Raw genomic sequence first — 16,511 nt, forward strand, 5'->3', positions numbered from 1 at the left:
CTATTCGGCTTTTGACCTGGTGGGAAGCGGCCGGACACTTTTTCTGAATTTGTCCTGGACTTTATTTCGTTTGCGGTCCCTGTAGAAGATAAATCCAGAGACAAACCCGAGTCCGCCTGCAAAGAAAAGCAAGCCGCAGATAAATTGAAGCCACAGTGCCGGAAATGGCGGCTGAAGTATGGCGAACAGCATATCTCTCATCAGCTTTATTCCATAAACAGCAAAAGCGCCGGGGATAAAAAGGATCAGAACTGCAATCAATCGCTTCATAAGTTGTCCCTTCCTTAAGCCCTAAGGCGTATTGGTTGAAAATTGCCATCATTTAAAAAAGTCGCTATCAAAATCATAAAATATAATAAAAATTTGTCAAGGAGTACATAAATAGAATAAAATTTAACTGTTATGAAAAAAATTGCACAAACTAGTGTGAAGAAAATTGCATGACTCGCAGCAGAGTGAGGGGTTAGGATGCAGAAGGTATTGGTAGTAGGTGCAGGAAATGGTGGAAAGGCTATACTGAAGATTCTTCGGGAAACTGAATCCCTCACTGTAATTGCAGTCGTGGACACAAACAGCGATGCTCCCGGGATTCTCCTTGCAAAGAGTTTAGGCATAGCGACCGGAACAAAGTGGGAGGAGTATATTACGCCAGACCTTGATATCATTATTGAGGTAACCGGGGATGACGATGTATTTAGGAGTATCAGGAAAAGCAAATGGGCTGATACTGTTCTTGTGCCTGGCACCGTCGCAAAATTGCTGGCGGATGTCTTTTCGGAAAAGGAAAATTTGATTTCGGAGCTTAAGGAGCAGTCCTATAAGCATGACTTAATTTTTAACTCAACAGATGACGGCATGATTGTCGTTGATACGAAAAACCATATTACTCTTTTCAATAAAAGTGCTGAAAGGATTATCGGAGTTTCTGCCTGGGAGGCTATGGGAAAGAATATCCTGGAAGTCATCCCGACTAGCAGGCTGCCGAAAATCCTCCGCAGCCACAGAATTGAAGCAAATAAAGAGCAGATGCTTGAAAACGGAACAAAGATTATCACAACCCGTGTGCCGCTCTTAGATGAAAGCGGAAAGAGCGTCGGGGCCTTTGCTGTTTTTAAAGACATTACAGAGGTCGTGAATTTGGCAGAAGAAATCACCAACTTAAAATCCATTCAGGTTATGCTTCAGGCGATCATACATTCGAGTGACGAGGCGATTTCGGTGGTTGATGAAAACGGCAGAGGAACTCTGATTAATCCGGCCTATACAAGGCTGACAGGATTGAAGGAAGATGAAGTAATCGGGAAGCCTGCAACAGCCGACATCTCAGAAGGGGAGAGCATTCATATGCAGGTGCTCAAGACACGCAGGACGTTCCGCGGCGCAAAAATGAGGGTTGGGCCCAATAAAAAAGAAGTGATCGTCAACGTTGCCCCCATCATTGTGGACGGGAGACTTCAGGGAAGCGTCGGAGTCATCCATGACATGTCAGAAATCCAAAGCCTGACCAGGGAGCTTGACCGTGCAAGGCAAATCATCAGGACACTGGAAGCCAAGTATCTGTTTGATGATATTATTGGTGTTTCAGAAGAAATGGAGATTGCCATAGGGCAGGCAAAGCTCGCAGCCCAGACTCCTGCAACCATTTTGTTAAGGGGTGAGTCAGGGACTGGAAAAGAGCTCTTTGCCCATGCGATCCATAATGGAAGTGACAGGAAGTACAATAAATTTGTCAGAGTAAACTGTGCGGCGCTGTCTGAATCCCTGCTGGAAAGTGAGCTTTTCGGCTATGAAGAGGGTGCTTTCTCAGGAGCGAGACGCGGAGGAAAAAGAGGTCTATTTGAGGAAGCGAACAATGGCAGTATTTTTCTTGATGAAATAGGTGAAATCTCCCTCGGGACCCAGGCGAAGCTCTTAAGAGTCCTTCAGGAACGGGAAATTATGAAGGTGGGAGGAACAAAGCCCCTGCCAATCAATGTCCGGATCATTGCAGCGACAAATGTGAATTTGGAAAAAGCGATTATGAACGGCAATTTCCGTGAAGATTTATACTTCAGGCTGAACAGAATGCCCATCCACATATCACCGCTCAGGAATCGCCGTGAGGATATTGAGCCATTATGCAAATTTCTGATTCACAAGCTGAATCAAGAATATGGCCGCAATATTGAAGGCATAACAGAGAGTGCCCTTACGAAACTAAAGCTTTACAGCTGGCCTGGAAATGTGAGGGAGTTGGAAAACATCCTTGGGAGGGCCATGATTTTCATGAAATTGCATGAAACCTGGATCGATTTTTCCCATCTTCCTGAATTATCGGATCCTGGAGATAAGATTGGAGAAATAAATCTACCCGAGCCAATGAGCATGAAACAGCCATTGTCTGAACAAGTGGAAGCATTTGAGGCGAATGTCCTTAAAGAAACCCTGAAACACCACAAAGGCAATAAAACGGCTGCTGCCAAATCCCTGGGGATATCAATCAGAAGTTTATATTACAAATTAGAAAAATATCATCTTGAAGATATCAGCATGCAATAAATTGCAGGGTTTGCAAATTTCTGCAAGGGTCTTCGGGGCGAATCCTTAATAAATGAAGTCTGAAAAGTTGGCATGGAACTTGCAATAAGCTAAACGGATGCTACTGACAAAATGAATGTTAAAAACACTATATTGGAGGATTCAGACGTGGAAATTTTTAAATATCTCGAAACATACGATTACGAACAGGTGGTTTTCTGCCAGGATAAACGCTCCGGATTGAAAGCAATCATTGCCATCCATGACACAACTTTAGGGCCAGCGCTCGGCGGTACCCGCATGTGGACCTATGAGAGTGAAGAAGCAGCGATTGAAGATGCATTGAGGCTTGCTAAGGGTATGACTTATAAAAATGCTGCCGCAGGACTTAATCTCGGCGGAGGAAAGACGGTCATCATCGGCGATCCTAAAAAAGATAAAAATGAAGCTATGTTCAGGGCATTCGGCCGGTATATCCAGGGTTTGAATGGACGTTATATCACAGCAGAGGATGTTGGTACGACGGTCGCTGACATGGATATAATCCATGAAGAAACAGACTTTGTGACTGGTATCTCCCCTGCCTTCGGTTCTTCAGGCAATCCATCTCCAGTAACAGCCTACGGAGTATACAGAGGGATGAAGGCTGCCGCCAAAGCTGCTTTCGGGAGCGATTCACTGGAAGGGAAAGTCATTGCTGTCCAAGGGGTAGGAAATGTCGCTTATAATCTCTGCCGGCACCTGCACGAAGAAGGAGCAAACTTAATCGTAACCGATATCAATAAAGAAGCAGTTCAAATGGCCGTAGAAGAATTTGGTGCAAAAGCTGTAGATCCTGCTGATATTTACGGAGTGGAATGTGATATTTACGCTCCATGTGCTTTAGGAGCTGTAATCAATGACGATACCATTCCCCAGCTGAAAGCCAAGGTCATTGCCGGTGCAGCAAACAATCAGCTGAAGGAAACACGCCACGGAGACAAGATCCATGAGATGGGTATCGTATATGCCCCAGATTATGTTATTAATGCCGGCGGAGTAATTAATGTTGCTGATGAGCTCTACGGCTATAACCGCGAGCGTGCCATGAAAAAGGTTGAATTGATTTATAACAACATCGAAAAAGTAATCGATATCGCAAAACGCGACGGCATCCCTACCTACAAAGCAGCTGACCGTATGGCAGAAGAGCGGATCGAAAGTGTAAGAACTTCAACTAATCTCTATCTTCAAAACGGAAAACATATTTTAAACCGCCGCCGCTGATGCGCTGGAACTCCGGAGGATATCCCAAAGGCCTGTCATCCTTTTTTCAGCATCCGATAACTGGAGGTATGAAGCATGCAGGAGCACTGCAAACGTATCCTTGCCATCAGACCCGGTTCTGCCTCCACAAAAATAGGGATATTTGATGATAAAGTCCCGATCCTGGAAAGGACCATCAGGCATGAAGCCAGTCAGATAAAGGAATATAAATATATCTTTGACCAATACGAATTTAGGAAAAAGGCTGTTCTGGAAGCCCTTGATGAAGAAGGAATCAACATTTCAAAACTGGAGGCTGTCTGCGCCAGCGGCGGACTCCTCTGGCCGATAGAAGGCGGGACGTACTTGGTCAGCCGGGAAATGCTGAAGGATTTAAAAGAGGCCTTTAATGGCCAGCATTCTTCGAATCTTGGTGCTCCAATCGCCTGTGAAATTGCAAGGGGATTAAATATTCCTGCTTTTATCGTCGATCCGGTAGTAGTGGATGAGCTGGAGCCGCCTGCAAGGGTTTCCGGTTTCCCCTTGATAGAAAGAAAGAGTATTTTCCATGCCCTCAACCATAAGGCAGCTGCTAGAAGAGCTGCGAAGGAATTGGGAAGCTCTTATGAGTCACTGAATCTGATTATCGTCCACATGGCTGGAGGCATCACCATCGGAGCCCATAGGAAAGGCAGAGTAATCGATGTCAATAACGGCCTTCACGGAGAAGGGCCTTTCAGTCCTGAAAGAGCGGGTACCGTTCCGTCCGGGGACCTGGTGAGGCTGTGCTTCTCCGGCCGTTATGATCGTGAGGAAATTATGCAAATGCTTGCCGGGCGGGGAGGTCTTGCCGGCTATCTTGGCACAGATGATGCGGTTAAAGTAGAGGAAATGATTGCTGCCGGAAATTCAGAAGCAGCACAGCTCTATTCAGCTATGGCCTGTCAGGTAGCAAAGGAGATAGGAGCCCAGAGCACGGTACTTGAGGGCAGGGTGGATGCCATTGTTTTCACAGGAGAGCTTTCATATGGAAAAAGCCTGGTGAAAGAAATCACCAGAAGGGTGAACTGGATTGCTGATTGTCTGGTATATCCTGGAGAAAATGAACTTCAGGCCCTGGCCGAGGGCGCTCTGCGCGTATTGAACGGGGAAGAAGAGGCAAAGGATTATTCAAAAAAACGAAAAAAAGCAGCATCTAAGAAAGGAGTGTAAAATGACATGGCAAACGAGTATGATTTGGTAATATTGGGCGGAGGAACCGGCGGCTATGTAGCGGCTATCCGTGCTGCACAGCTTGGGCTCAAGACCGCTATCGTTGAGAAAGGCAAACTTGGCGGTACATGCCTGCATAAGGGGTGCATTCCCTCCAAAGCTTTGCTGAGGAGCGCCGAGGTATATAAAACTGCCAAAAAAAGCAGTGAGTTCGGTGTGGAAACCGGAGAAGTAACTTTAAACTTTTTAAAGGTACAGGAGAGAAAGAACGGAATTGTGGACCAGCTTCACAAGGGAGTCCAATTTCTCATAAAAAAAGGGAAAATCGATGTTTATGAAGGTCTTGGACGAATCCTGGGCCCATCTATTTTTTCCCCTATGCCCGGGACCATTTCAGTCGAAATGAACAACGGCGGAGAAAACGAAATGCTGATTCCGAAAAACGTCATCATTGCTACTGGCTCCAGGCCGAGAACATTGCCGGGACTGGAAATTGACGGGGAGAAGGTCCTTACTTCAGATGAGGCATTGATGCTTGAGAAATTGCCTGAGTCCCTCATCATTGTCGGCGGAGGTGTGATCGGCATCGAATGGGCTTCCATGATGTCAGATTTTGGAGTGAAGGTAACGGTTATAGAATATGCAGACCGAATTGTCCCGACTGAGGATCGAGAGATTTCAAAGGAAATGCAGCGGCTCATGAAGAAAAAGGGCGTCGTGATCGTGACTAATGCTAAAGTCCTTCCAGAAACCCTGAATGCTTCTTCCTCTGTCACCGTATCTGCCGAGGTGAATGGAGAGGTCAAACAATATGAGGCAGAGAAATTGCTGGTTTCAGTAGGGCGTGCAGGAAACACTGAAGGAATCGGCCTTCAAAACACGGATATTGAAACAGAAAAAGGATACATACGGACCAATGCATTTTATCAGACAAAGGAATCACATATTTATGCAATCGGCGATGTAATCGGCGGACTTCAGCTTGCGCATGTAGCTTCCCACGAGGGAATTACCGCTGTGGAGCACATTGCAGGGAAGAATCCTGCCCCCATTGACTATACAGCTGTCTCTAAGTGCATCTACTCAAGCCCAGAAGCGGCAAGTGTAGGTTTGACGGAGGAAGAGGCAAAGGAAAAAGGCTTTAAGATCAAGACCGGGAAATTTCCGTTTAAAGTGATCGGAAAGGCCCTGGTGTATGGCGAATCAGACGGATTTGTAAAGATCATTGCAAATGAAGAAAATGATGATCTCCTTGGAGTTCATATGATCGGTCCACATGTGACGGACATGATTTCTGAAGCGGGCCTGGCCAAGGTGCTAGATGCCGCATCATGGGAAATCGGACATACCATCCATCCCCATCCGACCCTGTCAGAGGCAATCGGAGAAGCTGCACTTGCAGTGGATGGACTGGCGATTCATTCCTGATAGTTAGAAGTTATTTTAAGCTGGGAGGGTTTTAAATGGTTGAAAACCGCCATAAGGCAATGGGTTTAACTGATGAAACCGTATTGGAAATATATGAAAACATGCTGATGAGCCGCCGTGTTGATGAGCGGATGTGGCTGCTGAACCGATCTGGGAAGATTCCGTTTGTGATCTCCTGCCAGGGCCAGGAGGCGGCACAGGCAGGGGCTGCTTTTGCACTCGACCGCAATAAGGATTATGTGCTTCCTTATTACCGTGATGTAGGTGTGGTCCTGGCTTTCGGCATGACCCCAAGGGACCTGATGCTGTCTGGTTTTGCTAAAGCAGAGGATCCAAGCTCAGGCGGACGCCAGATGCCAGGACATTTTGGACAGAAGAAAAACCGGATCGTCACTGGATCATCTCCGGTGACGACCCAGGTTCCCCATGCGGTAGGAATTGCCCTTGCCGGTAAGATGCAGGGAGAGGATCTGGTGACTTTTGTAACCTTTGGAGAGGGTTCCTCTAATCAGGGAGACTTCCATGAAGGCGCAAATTTTGCCGGGGTTCATAAACTGCCTGTCATTTTCATGTGTGAAAATAACAAGTATGCGATATCGGTGCCGATTGAAAAGCAGCTGGGCTGTGCAAAAGTCTCGGACCGTGCGATTGGATATGGGATGCCGGGCTTTACGGTAGATGGAAATGACCCGCTTGAAGTATATCAGGCTGTTAAGGAAGCCGCAGATCGGGCCCGCAGAGGGGAAGGCCCTACCCTGATTGAAACGGTCTCTTATCGTCTGACAGCTCACTCCAGTGACGATGATGACCGTACCTACCGGGCACCGGACGAAGTGGCGGATGCCAAAACAAAAGATCCGATCATTACCTTTGGCGCATATCTGAAGGAAACTGGTGTCCTTACGGATGAGCTCGAAGAACAAATCAATAAAAAAATCATGCAGATCGTAAATGAAGCGACGGACTATGCTGAAAATGCTCCATATGCAGAGCCGGAGTCAGCACTGAGATATGTGTACGCGGAGCAGGAGGGGGAATTTTAATGGCAGTAATTTCTTATATTGATGCCGTGACCATGGCAATCAGAGAGGAAATGGAGAAAGATTCCCGCGTTTTTGTCCTGGGAGAAGACGTTGGCCGAAAAGGCGGGGTATTCAAGGCGACCCATGGCCTTTATGAAAAGTTTGGTGAAGCCAGAGTTCTGGATACGCCTCTTGCTGAATCAGCCATTGCAGGAGTGGGAATTGGTGCAGCCATGTACGGAATGAGGCCGATTGCCGAGATGCAGTTTGCTGATTTTATTATGCCCGCTGTCAACCAGATCATTTCAGAAGCTGCAAAAATCAGATACCGCTCCAACAATGACTGGAGCTGCCCGATTGTCATCCGCGCCCCTTATGGCGGCGGCGTTCATGGAGCATTATATCATTCTCAGTCTGTTGAAGCCGTGTTTGCCAACCAGCCTGGACTGAAAATTGTCATGCCTTCCACACCATATGATGTGAAAGGACTTTTAAAGGCCGCGATCCGGGATGAGGATCCAGTTCTTTTCTTCGAGCATAAACGTGCGTACAGGCTGATCAAAGGGGAAGTTCCAGACGATGATTATGTTCTTCCAATTGGGAAAGCTGATGTCAAGAGAGAAGGGGACGACATTACAGTCATCACTTATGGCTTATGTGTGCATTTTGCCCTTCAGGCTGCTGAAAAGCTGGCCAGCGACGGCATTTCCGCCCATATTCTGGATCTTAGAACGGTCTATCCGCTCGATAAGGAAGCCATCATCGAAGCAGCATCGAAAACAGGAAAGGTCCTTCTTGTTACAGAGGACAATAAAGAAGGAAGCATCATGGGGGAAGTGGCTGCCATTATCGCTGAAAACTGCCTTTTTGACCTGGACGCTCCTATTAAAAGGCTGGCCGGCCCTGATGTTCCTGCTATGCCGTATGCTCCGACCATGGAGAAATACTTTATGGTAAACCCTGATAAAGTGGAAAAAGCAATGCGGGAGCTTGCAGAATTTTAATCATTGGATGTGAAAGGAGGCATATACATTGGCTGTCGAAAATTTAAAAATGCCCCAGCTTGGCGAGAGTGTCACAGAGGGGACCATTTCAAAATGGCTTGTTTCCCCCGGGGATAAAGTCAACAAATACGATCCGATTGCAGAAGTGATGACAGACAAAGTGAATGCTGAAGTGCCGTCATCTTTTACAGGTACAATCAAGGAATTGATCGCAGAAGAGGGAGAAACTCTTTCGGTTGGTGAAATCATCTGTTCCATTGAAACAGAAGGCAGTACTGCAGAAGTGAAGGACGTTCGTCCTACGGCTGCAGCGGCAGAAAAAGCGGCCGAAGCTGAAGCCCCGCCAGCAAACCCGAATAAAGCCCGTTTTTCCCCGGCCGTGCTGAGGATCGCCCAGGAGCATGGTATTGACTTAACCAAGGTCAACGGTTCAGGAGCCGGCGGCAGGATTACGAGAAAAGATGTTTTGGCCATTGCAGCTTCAGGCGGTGTTCCTGCATCCCTTGAGCCGGAGCAGGCTGACGTGGAGCAAGCACCAAAGTCTGAGATTGCTGCTCCAATTCCTGAGAAAAAACAGAAGCCGGCGGAAGTCTACATTCCAACAGCAGCCGGTGATGTCGAGATTCCGGTAACAGGTGTTAGAAAGGCTATTGCGTCCAATATGCTGAGAAGCAAGCACGAGGCTCCGCATGCATGGACCATGATTGAAGTCGATGTTACAGAGCTTGTCGCATACAGGGATTCATTGAAAGCCGGCTTTAAAAAGCAGGAAGGCTATAATCTGACTTACTTTGCCTTCTTCGTTAAGGCTGCTGCCCAGGCGCTGAAGGAATTCCCGCAGATCAACTCCATGTGGGCAGGAGATAAAATCATCCAGAAAAAGGATATTAATATCTCCATCGCCGTTGCGACAGAGGATGCCTTGTTCGTACCTGTCATCAAGAATGCAGATGAAAAGACCATAAAAGGAATCGCAAGGGAAATTAACGAGCTTGCAGGCAAAGTGAGAGCAGGGAAACTGAAATCTGATGAAATGCAGGGAGGAACCTTTACAGTCAACAATACTGGCTCCTTTGGTTCCGTCCAATCTATGGGGATTATCAATTACCCGCAGGCGGCCATTCTTCAGGTTGAATCCATCGTTAAAAGACCTGTGATCATCAATGGCATGATTGCGGTCCGTGACATGGTTAACCTTTGTATGTCCCTGGATCACAGAGTGCTGGACGGATTGGTTTGCGGACGTTTCCTGGCAAGAGTGAAGGAAATCCTGGAAAACACTTCAAAGGAAAATACACCGATTTATTAATAAAACTCCATCGCGCCGGAAGGAATTTCCGGCGCTTTTTTAAAGCCCCCGGCTCACTCAGCCTATAATTGCACAAATATACTGACTGTTCTAAAATATACATGAGTACATGATTTCTTAAACGAGCTTCGCAAAGTAGGCTGCTTTAAAGCAGCAGCTTGATTTGTCGTGCCGGCATACTCGCACTGATGACCATGATCAGCCAGATTCTGACCTGTTTTTATCCGCTATTATCTTGTAGAATACAACCTTTAAATAACCAAAGGGAGGGAGCTTTCAGGAACTGAAAGCGATTACATGAAAATGAAGGAAATCAAACAATTTACCTTTCCTGCAGCAGATTATGAAACTTGGAAAAAGTCTGCAGCCTCAAGCTTAAAAGGAAAAAGTATGGAAAGTTTACGGACGAATACATACGAGGGAATTGAAATCCAGCCCATATATGAGAAAGGAGGCATCGATCCAGGAAATCCAGGGGTGTTTCCATATACCCGCGGCGTTACAGCAGCCCCTTATGATACAAAACCATGGGGGATCTGCCAGACTCATCGCGAAAAACACCCGCAAAAGCTGCTTGAAAAGATAGAAGAGTCCATCTCCAGGGGGCAAAACGTGATTGCCTTTGATTTCACGCTTCTGGAGGAAGGCGGGAAAGAAGAAATGGAGCGCTTTTTTCAACCTCTGCTGGAAAAAAATCTTCCTTTCTATTTAGACCTAAAGGGAGCGCAGGAGCAGTTCAGCGTACTATTGGACAGCAGAGCGGCTGGTTTTACAGGAGCTGCAGCGGAGGATCCTATTTCCGAATGGGCAAAAGAGGGGAGCCTTCCTGAGGAACAAGCAGGTTTTTTCTCAGAATGGTCTAAAAGGGTAAAAAAATTACACAAAGCCATTCCCTTGGCAAAGACCATTCTGATTAAAACAGATGTATACCATGATGCGGGTGCCCACGCTGTGCAGGAACTGGCCATGGGGCTTGCACTCGCTGTGGAATACCTGGATAAAGGGCATGAACAGGGCCTTGCGGCGGAACTTCTCGCAGAGAAAATAATATTCTCTTTCTCGCTGGACTCCAATTTTTTCGGAGGCATCGCCAAGCTTCGAGCAGCCCGGAAACTTTGGTCCATGGTTGGAAAAGCCTATGGGGCAGACGGGGCAGGTTTCAGAATGGATATTCACGCACGAACCTCCGCCTTTACACAGACTCTTTTTGATCCTCATGTAAATATTCTCCGGACAGCCAATCAGGCATTTGCTGCGGTTCTCGGTGGAGTACAGTATTTGGAGGTTCTTCCCTATGATGCTGTTCAGAAAAGCAGCAGCGGGCTTTCGGAAAGGATCGCGAGGAATATCCATCTTCTTTTGCGGGAAGAAGCCCATCTGAAAAAGGTGTCCGATCCTGCAGGAGGATCCTGGTACATAGAAGAACAGACAGATGCACTCGTATCGGAGGCATGGAAACTCTTTTTGGAAATAGAAAGTCAAGGAGGAGCCCTTGCTGTACTTGAGAGCGGCTGGATACAGGGGCAGATCCAAAAGGTTTATGAAGCAAGAGGAAAAAACGTAATGACACGAAAAGAACGGATTGTCGGCACAAATGTCTATGCGGATTTATCACAAAAATCAGCAGAACTGAAAGCTGATCCTGTAAATCGAACAGATAAAGGAAAAGTCTTGGATAGAGTGGTGCCAAGAAGACTCTCTGAAAAGATTGAAAGAATCAGAATCCGTGCAGAAAGTATACCCGGCGGGTCCAGAGCAGGGCTGATCTGCCTTGGTACTCTTAAAAACTTTAAGCCGCGAGCAGATTTTGTCTCTGCTTTCCTGGCAGCAGGAGGCATCGAAGGAGCGTGGAGTCCACCTGTCACTTCTGTTCAGGAGGCCTGCGAGTTTATTCGTTCCTCTGGATTTAAGCATTATATTCTTTGCGGCAGCGATTTTTCCTACAAGGAAGAGGGCATGCAGCTCATGAAAACAATTCGAAGGGATTTCCCTGAAATAAATCTGTATCTTGCGGGAAGGATGGAAGGAGAGCTGGTAGAGCAGGCCCTTTCAACAGGGCTTTCCGGTTTTATTTCCGTATATTCCGATTTTGAAATCCTTGATGGGATTTTAAGTGATTTGGAGGCGCTGCATAATGGCTAAACCAGACTTTAAGAAAATAAACCCTGCAGATATAACAGGCGGTGCACATGGAAAAGAAGATCTTCAAAAAGAGCTGCATATATACCAGACAAACGAGGGTATCCCCTTGAAATCGCTTTATACGGCAGATGATCTGCAAGGGCTCAGCCATCATGAGGGTTTTCCGGGGATTGCCCCCTACACAAGAGGGCCGTATCCGACCATGTATGTAAACAGACCCTGGACTGTCAGACAGTATGCAGGCTTTTCAACGGCAGAAGAGTCCAATGCCTTCTATAAAAAGAACCTGGCTATGGGACAAAAGGGATTATCCGTTGCATTCGACCTGCCTACACACAGGGGCTACGATTCCGATCATCCAAGGGTTGTCAGTGATGTTGGAAAGGCAGGCGTGGCGATAGATTCAGTCAATGATATGAAAATCCTTTTTGACGGAATCCCTCTGGATCAGATGTCGGTTTCAATGACGATGAATGGGGCAGTACTGCCGGTCCTCGCGTTTTTCATCGTAACAGCTGAGGAGCAGGGGGTCAGTACAGGACAGCTGTCCGGTACGATTCAAAATGATATTTTAAAAGAATACATGGTTCGCAATACTTACATATATCCTCCTGAAATGTCCATGAAAATCATTGCGGATATTTTCGATTATACTTCGAAGTATATGCCGAAATTTAACAGTATCTCGATCTCGGGATATCATATGCAGGAGGCAGGTGCCCCTGCAGATATCGAACTGGCCTATACCCTTGCCAATGGCCTTGAATATGTCAGGACCGGACTTGCAGCGGGCATTGATATTGATACCTTTGCGCCGCGTCTCTCCTTTTTCTGGGCAATCGGCATGAATTATTTCATGGAAGTGGCTAAGCTGAGGGCGGCACGCTTTATTTGGGCTAAACTGATGAAGCAATTTAATCCGGAAAATCCGAAATCCATGGCACTGAGGACACACAGCCAGACGTCAGGCTGGAGCCTGTCAGAGCAGGATCCGTTCAATAATGTCACAAGGACGCTGATTGAAGCACATGCCGCGGCCATGGGACATACGCAGTCCCTTCATACCAATGCCCTGGATGAGGCGATTGCCCTGCCTACCCCATTTTCGGCCAGGATTGCCAGGAATACACAGCTGTACCTTCAGGAGGAAACAGGAATCACATCTGTCATTGATCCATGGGGTGGTTCTTATTATGTTGAGTCCCTGACAAACGGCTTGATTGAACGTGCATGGCAGCACCTGGAGGAAATAGAGGAGCTTGGCGGAATGTCCAAGGCAAATGAAACAGGCCTGCCTAAGATGCGGATTGAGGAAGCCGCAGCAAAGCGCCAGGCCCAGATTGATTCTGGAAAAGAAGTAATTGTTGGAGTGAACGCCTACAAGCCCGGTCAGGAAGATGAAATCGATATTCTGGAAGTCGATAATACAGCTGTAAAGCAAAGCCAGCTTCAGAAATTAACGCAGGTCAAAGAATCAAGAGACAATGGTAAAGTCCAGCAAGCACTGGCAGCGCTGACAGAAGCAGCAAGAACAGGCGGAGGCAATCTGCTTCAGCTGGCTGTAACAGCAGCTAGGGAAAGGGCCACCGTAGGAGAAATTTCAGCAGCCATTGAAGAAGTGTGCGGCAGGCATAAGGCGGTGATCAGGTCGATCAGCGGAATCTACAGCAGTGCCTATTCGAATGAAGAAGAAATCACCGAAGTACAGGAAATGACTCAGGAGTTCATGAACAATGAAGGGAGAAGGCCAAGAATTTTGGTTGCCAAAATGGGACAGGACGGCCATGACAGAGGAGCAAAAGTGGTTGCCACTGCCTTTGCCGATCTAGGCTTTGACGTAGATATAGGGCCGCTCTTCCAGACACCGGAGGAAACAGCGCTTCAGGCTGTAGAGAACGATGTCCATGTCATCGGGATGAGCTCGCTTGCCGGAGGACATAAAACCTTGCTGCCTGCATTGGCAGCAGAATTACAGAAGCTCGGAAGGGAAGATATCCTGATTATTGTAGGAGGAGTCATACCTGCCCAGGATTACGAGTTTCTAAAGCAAAACGGAGCGGCGGCGGTCTTTGGACCTGGAACAGTCATACCCAGAGCAGCTGTGCTGCTGATTCAGGAGATTTATAGCAGGCTTGGCTATGAGGAAGTGTCTCCGTAATGGGTAATCAGCCAAAAAGAGTGTTCCGAAAAAAAGAAACAGCAGACTTTAATGCCGGCCTTTTCCGGGAAGGCATCCTGAAAGGAGACCGTGCTATTTTAGCAAAGGCCATTACGCTGGTTGAAAGCCATTCGGCTCATCATGCAGAAATGGCCCAAATCCTTCTTCAGCAGCTTTCAGATATCGAATCGGACTCCATCCGCATTGGTATTTCAGGGGTTCCCGGCGCTGGCAAAAGCACGTTTATAGAAGCCCTGGGCAGCTTCCTTTGCTCCAAGGGCCATAAAGTAGCCGTCCTTGCCGTAGATCCGAGCTCCAATCTTAGCGGCGGCAGTATCCTCGGCGATAAAACGAGGATGGAGGAGCTTTCCAGGAATCCCCGTGCCTTTATCAGACCGTCTCCTACAGGGGGAACGCTTGGCGGGGTCCACAGGAAAACCCGGGAAACCATCACCCTCTGCGAAGCAGCGGGCTATGATGTGATTCTGGTGGAAACGGTTGGTGTGGGACAAAGTGAGGCGGCAGTCCGGCAAATGGTCGATTTCTTTTTACTGCTGGTGCTGACCGGCGCCGGAGATGAACTGCAGGGAATGAAAAAGGGAATCATGGAGCTCACCGATGCCATTCTCGTAAACAAGGCGGATGGAGCCAACCTGGGACCCGCCCGGAAGACGATGGGGGAATATAACGGTATCCTTCATTTTATCCAGCCGGCCACTAAAGGCTGGACGACAAAGGCCTATACCTGCTCCGCTGCCACCGGACAGGGGATCAAAGAATTCTGGGAAGTCATCCAAACCTTTCAGCGGACGGCAAAGGACTCGGGAGTGTTTGATGGAAGGCGGCAAGAACAGCTGAAGGACTGGATGCAGGCTCTGATTACCGACAGACTTCATTCCCTGTTCTATCAAAGCGAAGCAGTCCATGGAAGGCTCTCTTCCTTTCAAAACGATGTCCTCGCAGGACAAAAGACCGCCCCGCTGGCGGTAGAAGAATTGTTTGCTGCTTTCATAGCCGGCATTAAATGAAATCAAAGCACCGTTCTCCGCATTTCAATTGTCCAGCTGCGAGACTTTAGACCCTCGAGTCATAAGCCAATCAGTCCATGGGAAGAAAAGCGCTTCCCACGGCCTGCTCGTCTTATGCTTGTCGGGTCTCTGCCTGCAATTAGGAATGATTTTTTTATAAGATGGATCCACATAGCTGTTTAAAAAGTTTTTAGTATGCAGGCACCGCTCTCCGCATTTCATGGTGTCACGCTCCAAGCTGAGGCCCTCGAGTCATAAGCCAAATCAGCTATGGAGAGAAAGGGCGCTTTCCATAGCTGATTCGTCTTATGCTTGCACTAAAGCATAAGTACGACTAAGCTTCTGTCTTCGCTATCGCTCGCCAATCAGCAAGTCTTCTTTATCAGGCCTCTGCCTTCCAAAAGATTAGGATAAAAAACGATGTTCGAGTTACATGGATTTTAAAAATAGATGATACGGAAGGCACCGCTTTCCGCTTTTCATAAAAAAATGGATAGCGCTTATGCTGCGCTATCCGAATCTAGGGAGTTTAGGGGTATGGTACTAGATGTAGTTATATGATTCCCGCCCTGGGTGGAATTAAACTGTAAATAGGGATTTTTTTTGATTTTTTTTGTAATTATATGGCATATAGCTTCGAATGCCGGCAGTATATGTAAATGATGAAAGCGAAACTGTTCTGTTGTGAATATCATACTGAATTGATATAGTATAAATGGAAGTATTTTTTAAGGAGGAAGAGAAATGAGCATGGATTTTAACTTATTCATGAATGATATAGTGAGCCAGGCAAGGCAGGAGATTACGGCTGCCGGCTATACGGAATTGAAATCTGCTGAAGAAGTGGATGAGGCATTGAATAAAAGCGGCACCACACTTGTTATGGTCAACTCTGTCTGTGGATGTGCAGGAGGGATTGCACGCCCTGCAGCTGCCCATTCTATACATTTTGATAAGCGGCCTGAACAGCTGGTTACGGTATTTGCCGGCCAGGATAAGGAAGCTACTGAAAAAGCGCGCAGCTATTTTGTTGGCTACCCGCCATCTTCTCCATCTTTTGCTCTTCTGAAGGACGGGAAGCTCATTAAAATGGTTGAACGCCATGAAATCGAAGGACATGACCCAATGTCAGTAGTCAATAAACTTCAGACTTATTTTGACGAGTACTGCGAAGAATATTAATAGTTTGTTTTTCAAAGAGCCGGCTGACCTGAATAATCAGGAGAGCCGGCTTTTTTTCTGCATGTATTCCTCTATAATATTCGACAATCCCATAAAAAAGTGTATGATTATTCAATTTGAAACACCTGTTCTATAAACAATATGTATAAATATAAAAAAATATAGTGAAATATTAATAATTTATGGGTAAAAATGATTAAAAATGTATTTTCATATATAAAGAGACGTGTTAAAATACAGAGAAATGTATATATATTACTCATT

The 16,511-nt window shown here is 46.8% G+C and carries 12 protein-coding genes; 11 read left to right on the top strand and 1 reads right to left on the bottom strand.

Annotated features, from left to right (window positions below; translation table 11 throughout):
• On the bottom strand, window positions 1–270 hold the full coding sequence (locus H539_RS0118200) for a DUF2627 domain-containing protein (RefSeq protein WP_026694694.1): 270 nt from the start codon (window positions 268–270) through the stop codon (window positions 1–3).
• A 198-nt stretch (window positions 271–468) separates the two neighbouring features.
• Between H539_RS0118200 and H539_RS0118205 the strand changes: the two genes are divergently transcribed.
• The 11 genes from H539_RS0118205 (at window position 469) to H539_RS0118255 (ending at window position 16,247) form a co-directional block, all read left to right on the top strand.
• Entirely contained in the window at window positions 469–2,538 is a 2,070-nt protein-coding gene (locus H539_RS0118205) for a sigma-54 interaction domain-containing protein (RefSeq protein ID WP_026694695.1), read from the top strand.
• Between the two features lie 147 nt (window positions 2,539–2,685).
• Complete coding sequence (gene bcd, locus H539_RS0118210) at window positions 2,686–3,783, top strand: branched-chain amino acid dehydrogenase (protein WP_026694696.1); 1,098 nt, start codon at window positions 2,686–2,688, stop codon at window positions 3,781–3,783.
• A gap of 75 nt (window positions 3,784–3,858) precedes the next feature.
• Window positions 3,859–4,974, top strand: a complete 1,116-nt coding sequence (gene buk, locus H539_RS0118215) for a butyrate kinase (RefSeq protein WP_026694697.1) — start codon at window positions 3,859–3,861, stop codon at window positions 4,972–4,974.
• 6 nt (window positions 4,975–4,980) lie between these two features.
• Complete coding sequence (gene lpdA, locus H539_RS0118220; protein WP_026694698.1) at window positions 4,981–6,402, top strand: dihydrolipoyl dehydrogenase; 1,422 nt, start codon at window positions 4,981–4,983, stop codon at window positions 6,400–6,402.
• A gap of 35 nt (window positions 6,403–6,437) precedes the next feature.
• Window positions 6,438–7,445: a thiamine pyrophosphate-dependent dehydrogenase E1 component subunit alpha gene (locus tag H539_RS0118225; RefSeq protein WP_026694699.1), complete on the top strand. Its 1,008-nt coding sequence runs from the start codon at window positions 6,438–6,440 to the stop codon at window positions 7,443–7,445.
• The gene (locus H539_RS0118230; protein WP_026694700.1) at window positions 7,445–8,428 is read left to right on the top strand and encodes an alpha-ketoacid dehydrogenase subunit beta; all 984 of its coding nucleotides are present in this window, start codon (window positions 7,445–7,447) and stop codon (window positions 8,426–8,428) included. Before H539_RS0118225 ends, H539_RS0118230 begins: the two co-directional genes overlap by 1 nt.
• Before the next feature lie 28 nt (window positions 8,429–8,456).
• Entirely contained in the window at window positions 8,457–9,737 is a 1,281-nt protein-coding gene (locus tag H539_RS0118235; protein ID WP_026694701.1) for a dihydrolipoamide acetyltransferase family protein, read from the top strand.
• A gap of 297 nt (window positions 9,738–10,034) precedes the next feature.
• Window positions 10,035–11,879, top strand: coding sequence for a methylmalonyl-CoA mutase family protein (locus tag H539_RS0118240; RefSeq protein WP_026694702.1), 1,845 nt, complete (start codon window positions 10,035–10,037; stop codon window positions 11,877–11,879).
• Window positions 11,872–14,037 (top strand): methylmalonyl-CoA mutase, encoded by a 2,166-nt coding sequence (gene scpA / locus H539_RS0118245; RefSeq protein ID WP_026694703.1) that lies wholly within the window; start codon window positions 11,872–11,874, stop codon window positions 14,035–14,037. Before H539_RS0118240 ends, scpA begins: the two co-directional genes overlap by 8 nt.
• Window positions 14,037–15,065: a methylmalonyl Co-A mutase-associated GTPase MeaB gene (meaB, locus tag H539_RS29040; protein ID WP_051348674.1), complete on the top strand. Its 1,029-nt coding sequence runs from the start codon at window positions 14,037–14,039 to the stop codon at window positions 15,063–15,065. Before scpA ends, meaB begins: the two co-directional genes overlap by 1 nt.
• 744 nt (window positions 15,066–15,809) lie before the next feature.
• Window positions 15,810–16,247 carry a BrxA/BrxB family bacilliredoxin gene (locus H539_RS0118255; RefSeq protein ID WP_026694704.1) on the top strand — a complete coding sequence of 146 codons (438 nt, stop codon included), beginning with the start codon at window positions 15,810–15,812 and terminating at the stop codon, window positions 16,245–16,247.
• Window positions 16,248–16,511: the final 264 nt, after the last annotated feature.

Origin of the sequence: Peribacillus kribbensis DSM 17871, assembly GCF_000430765.1 — a bacterium.
Lineage (GTDB): Bacteria > Bacillota > Bacilli > Bacillales > DSM-1321 > Paraperibacillus > Paraperibacillus kribbensis.

Coding starts and splice junctions, on each gene's coding strand:
- H539_RS0118200 (WP_026694694.1), bottom strand. CDS start 270: ATGAAGCGATTGATTGCAGTTCTGATCCTTTTTATCCCCGGCGCTTTT.
- H539_RS0118205 (WP_026694695.1), top strand. CDS start 469: ATGCAGAAGGTATTGGTAGTAGGTGCAGGAAATGGTGGAAAGGCTATA.
- buk (WP_026694697.1), top strand. CDS start 3,859: ATGCAGGAGCACTGCAAACGTATCCTTGCCATCAGACCCGGTTCTGCC.
- lpdA (WP_026694698.1), top strand. CDS start 4,981: ATGGCAAACGAGTATGATTTGGTAATATTGGGCGGAGGAACCGGCGGC.
- H539_RS0118225 (WP_026694699.1), top strand. CDS start 6,438: ATGGTTGAAAACCGCCATAAGGCAATGGGTTTAACTGATGAAACCGTA.
- H539_RS0118230 (WP_026694700.1), top strand. CDS start 7,445: ATGGCAGTAATTTCTTATATTGATGCCGTGACCATGGCAATCAGAGAG.
- H539_RS0118240 (WP_026694702.1), top strand. CDS start 10,035: ATGAAAATGAAGGAAATCAAACAATTTACCTTTCCTGCAGCAGATTAT.
- scpA (WP_026694703.1), top strand. CDS start 11,872: ATGGCTAAACCAGACTTTAAGAAAATAAACCCTGCAGATATAACAGGC.
- meaB (WP_051348674.1), top strand. CDS start 14,037: ATGGGTAATCAGCCAAAAAGAGTGTTCCGAAAAAAAGAAACAGCAGAC.
- H539_RS0118255 (WP_026694704.1), top strand. CDS start 15,810: ATGAGCATGGATTTTAACTTATTCATGAATGATATAGTGAGCCAGGCA.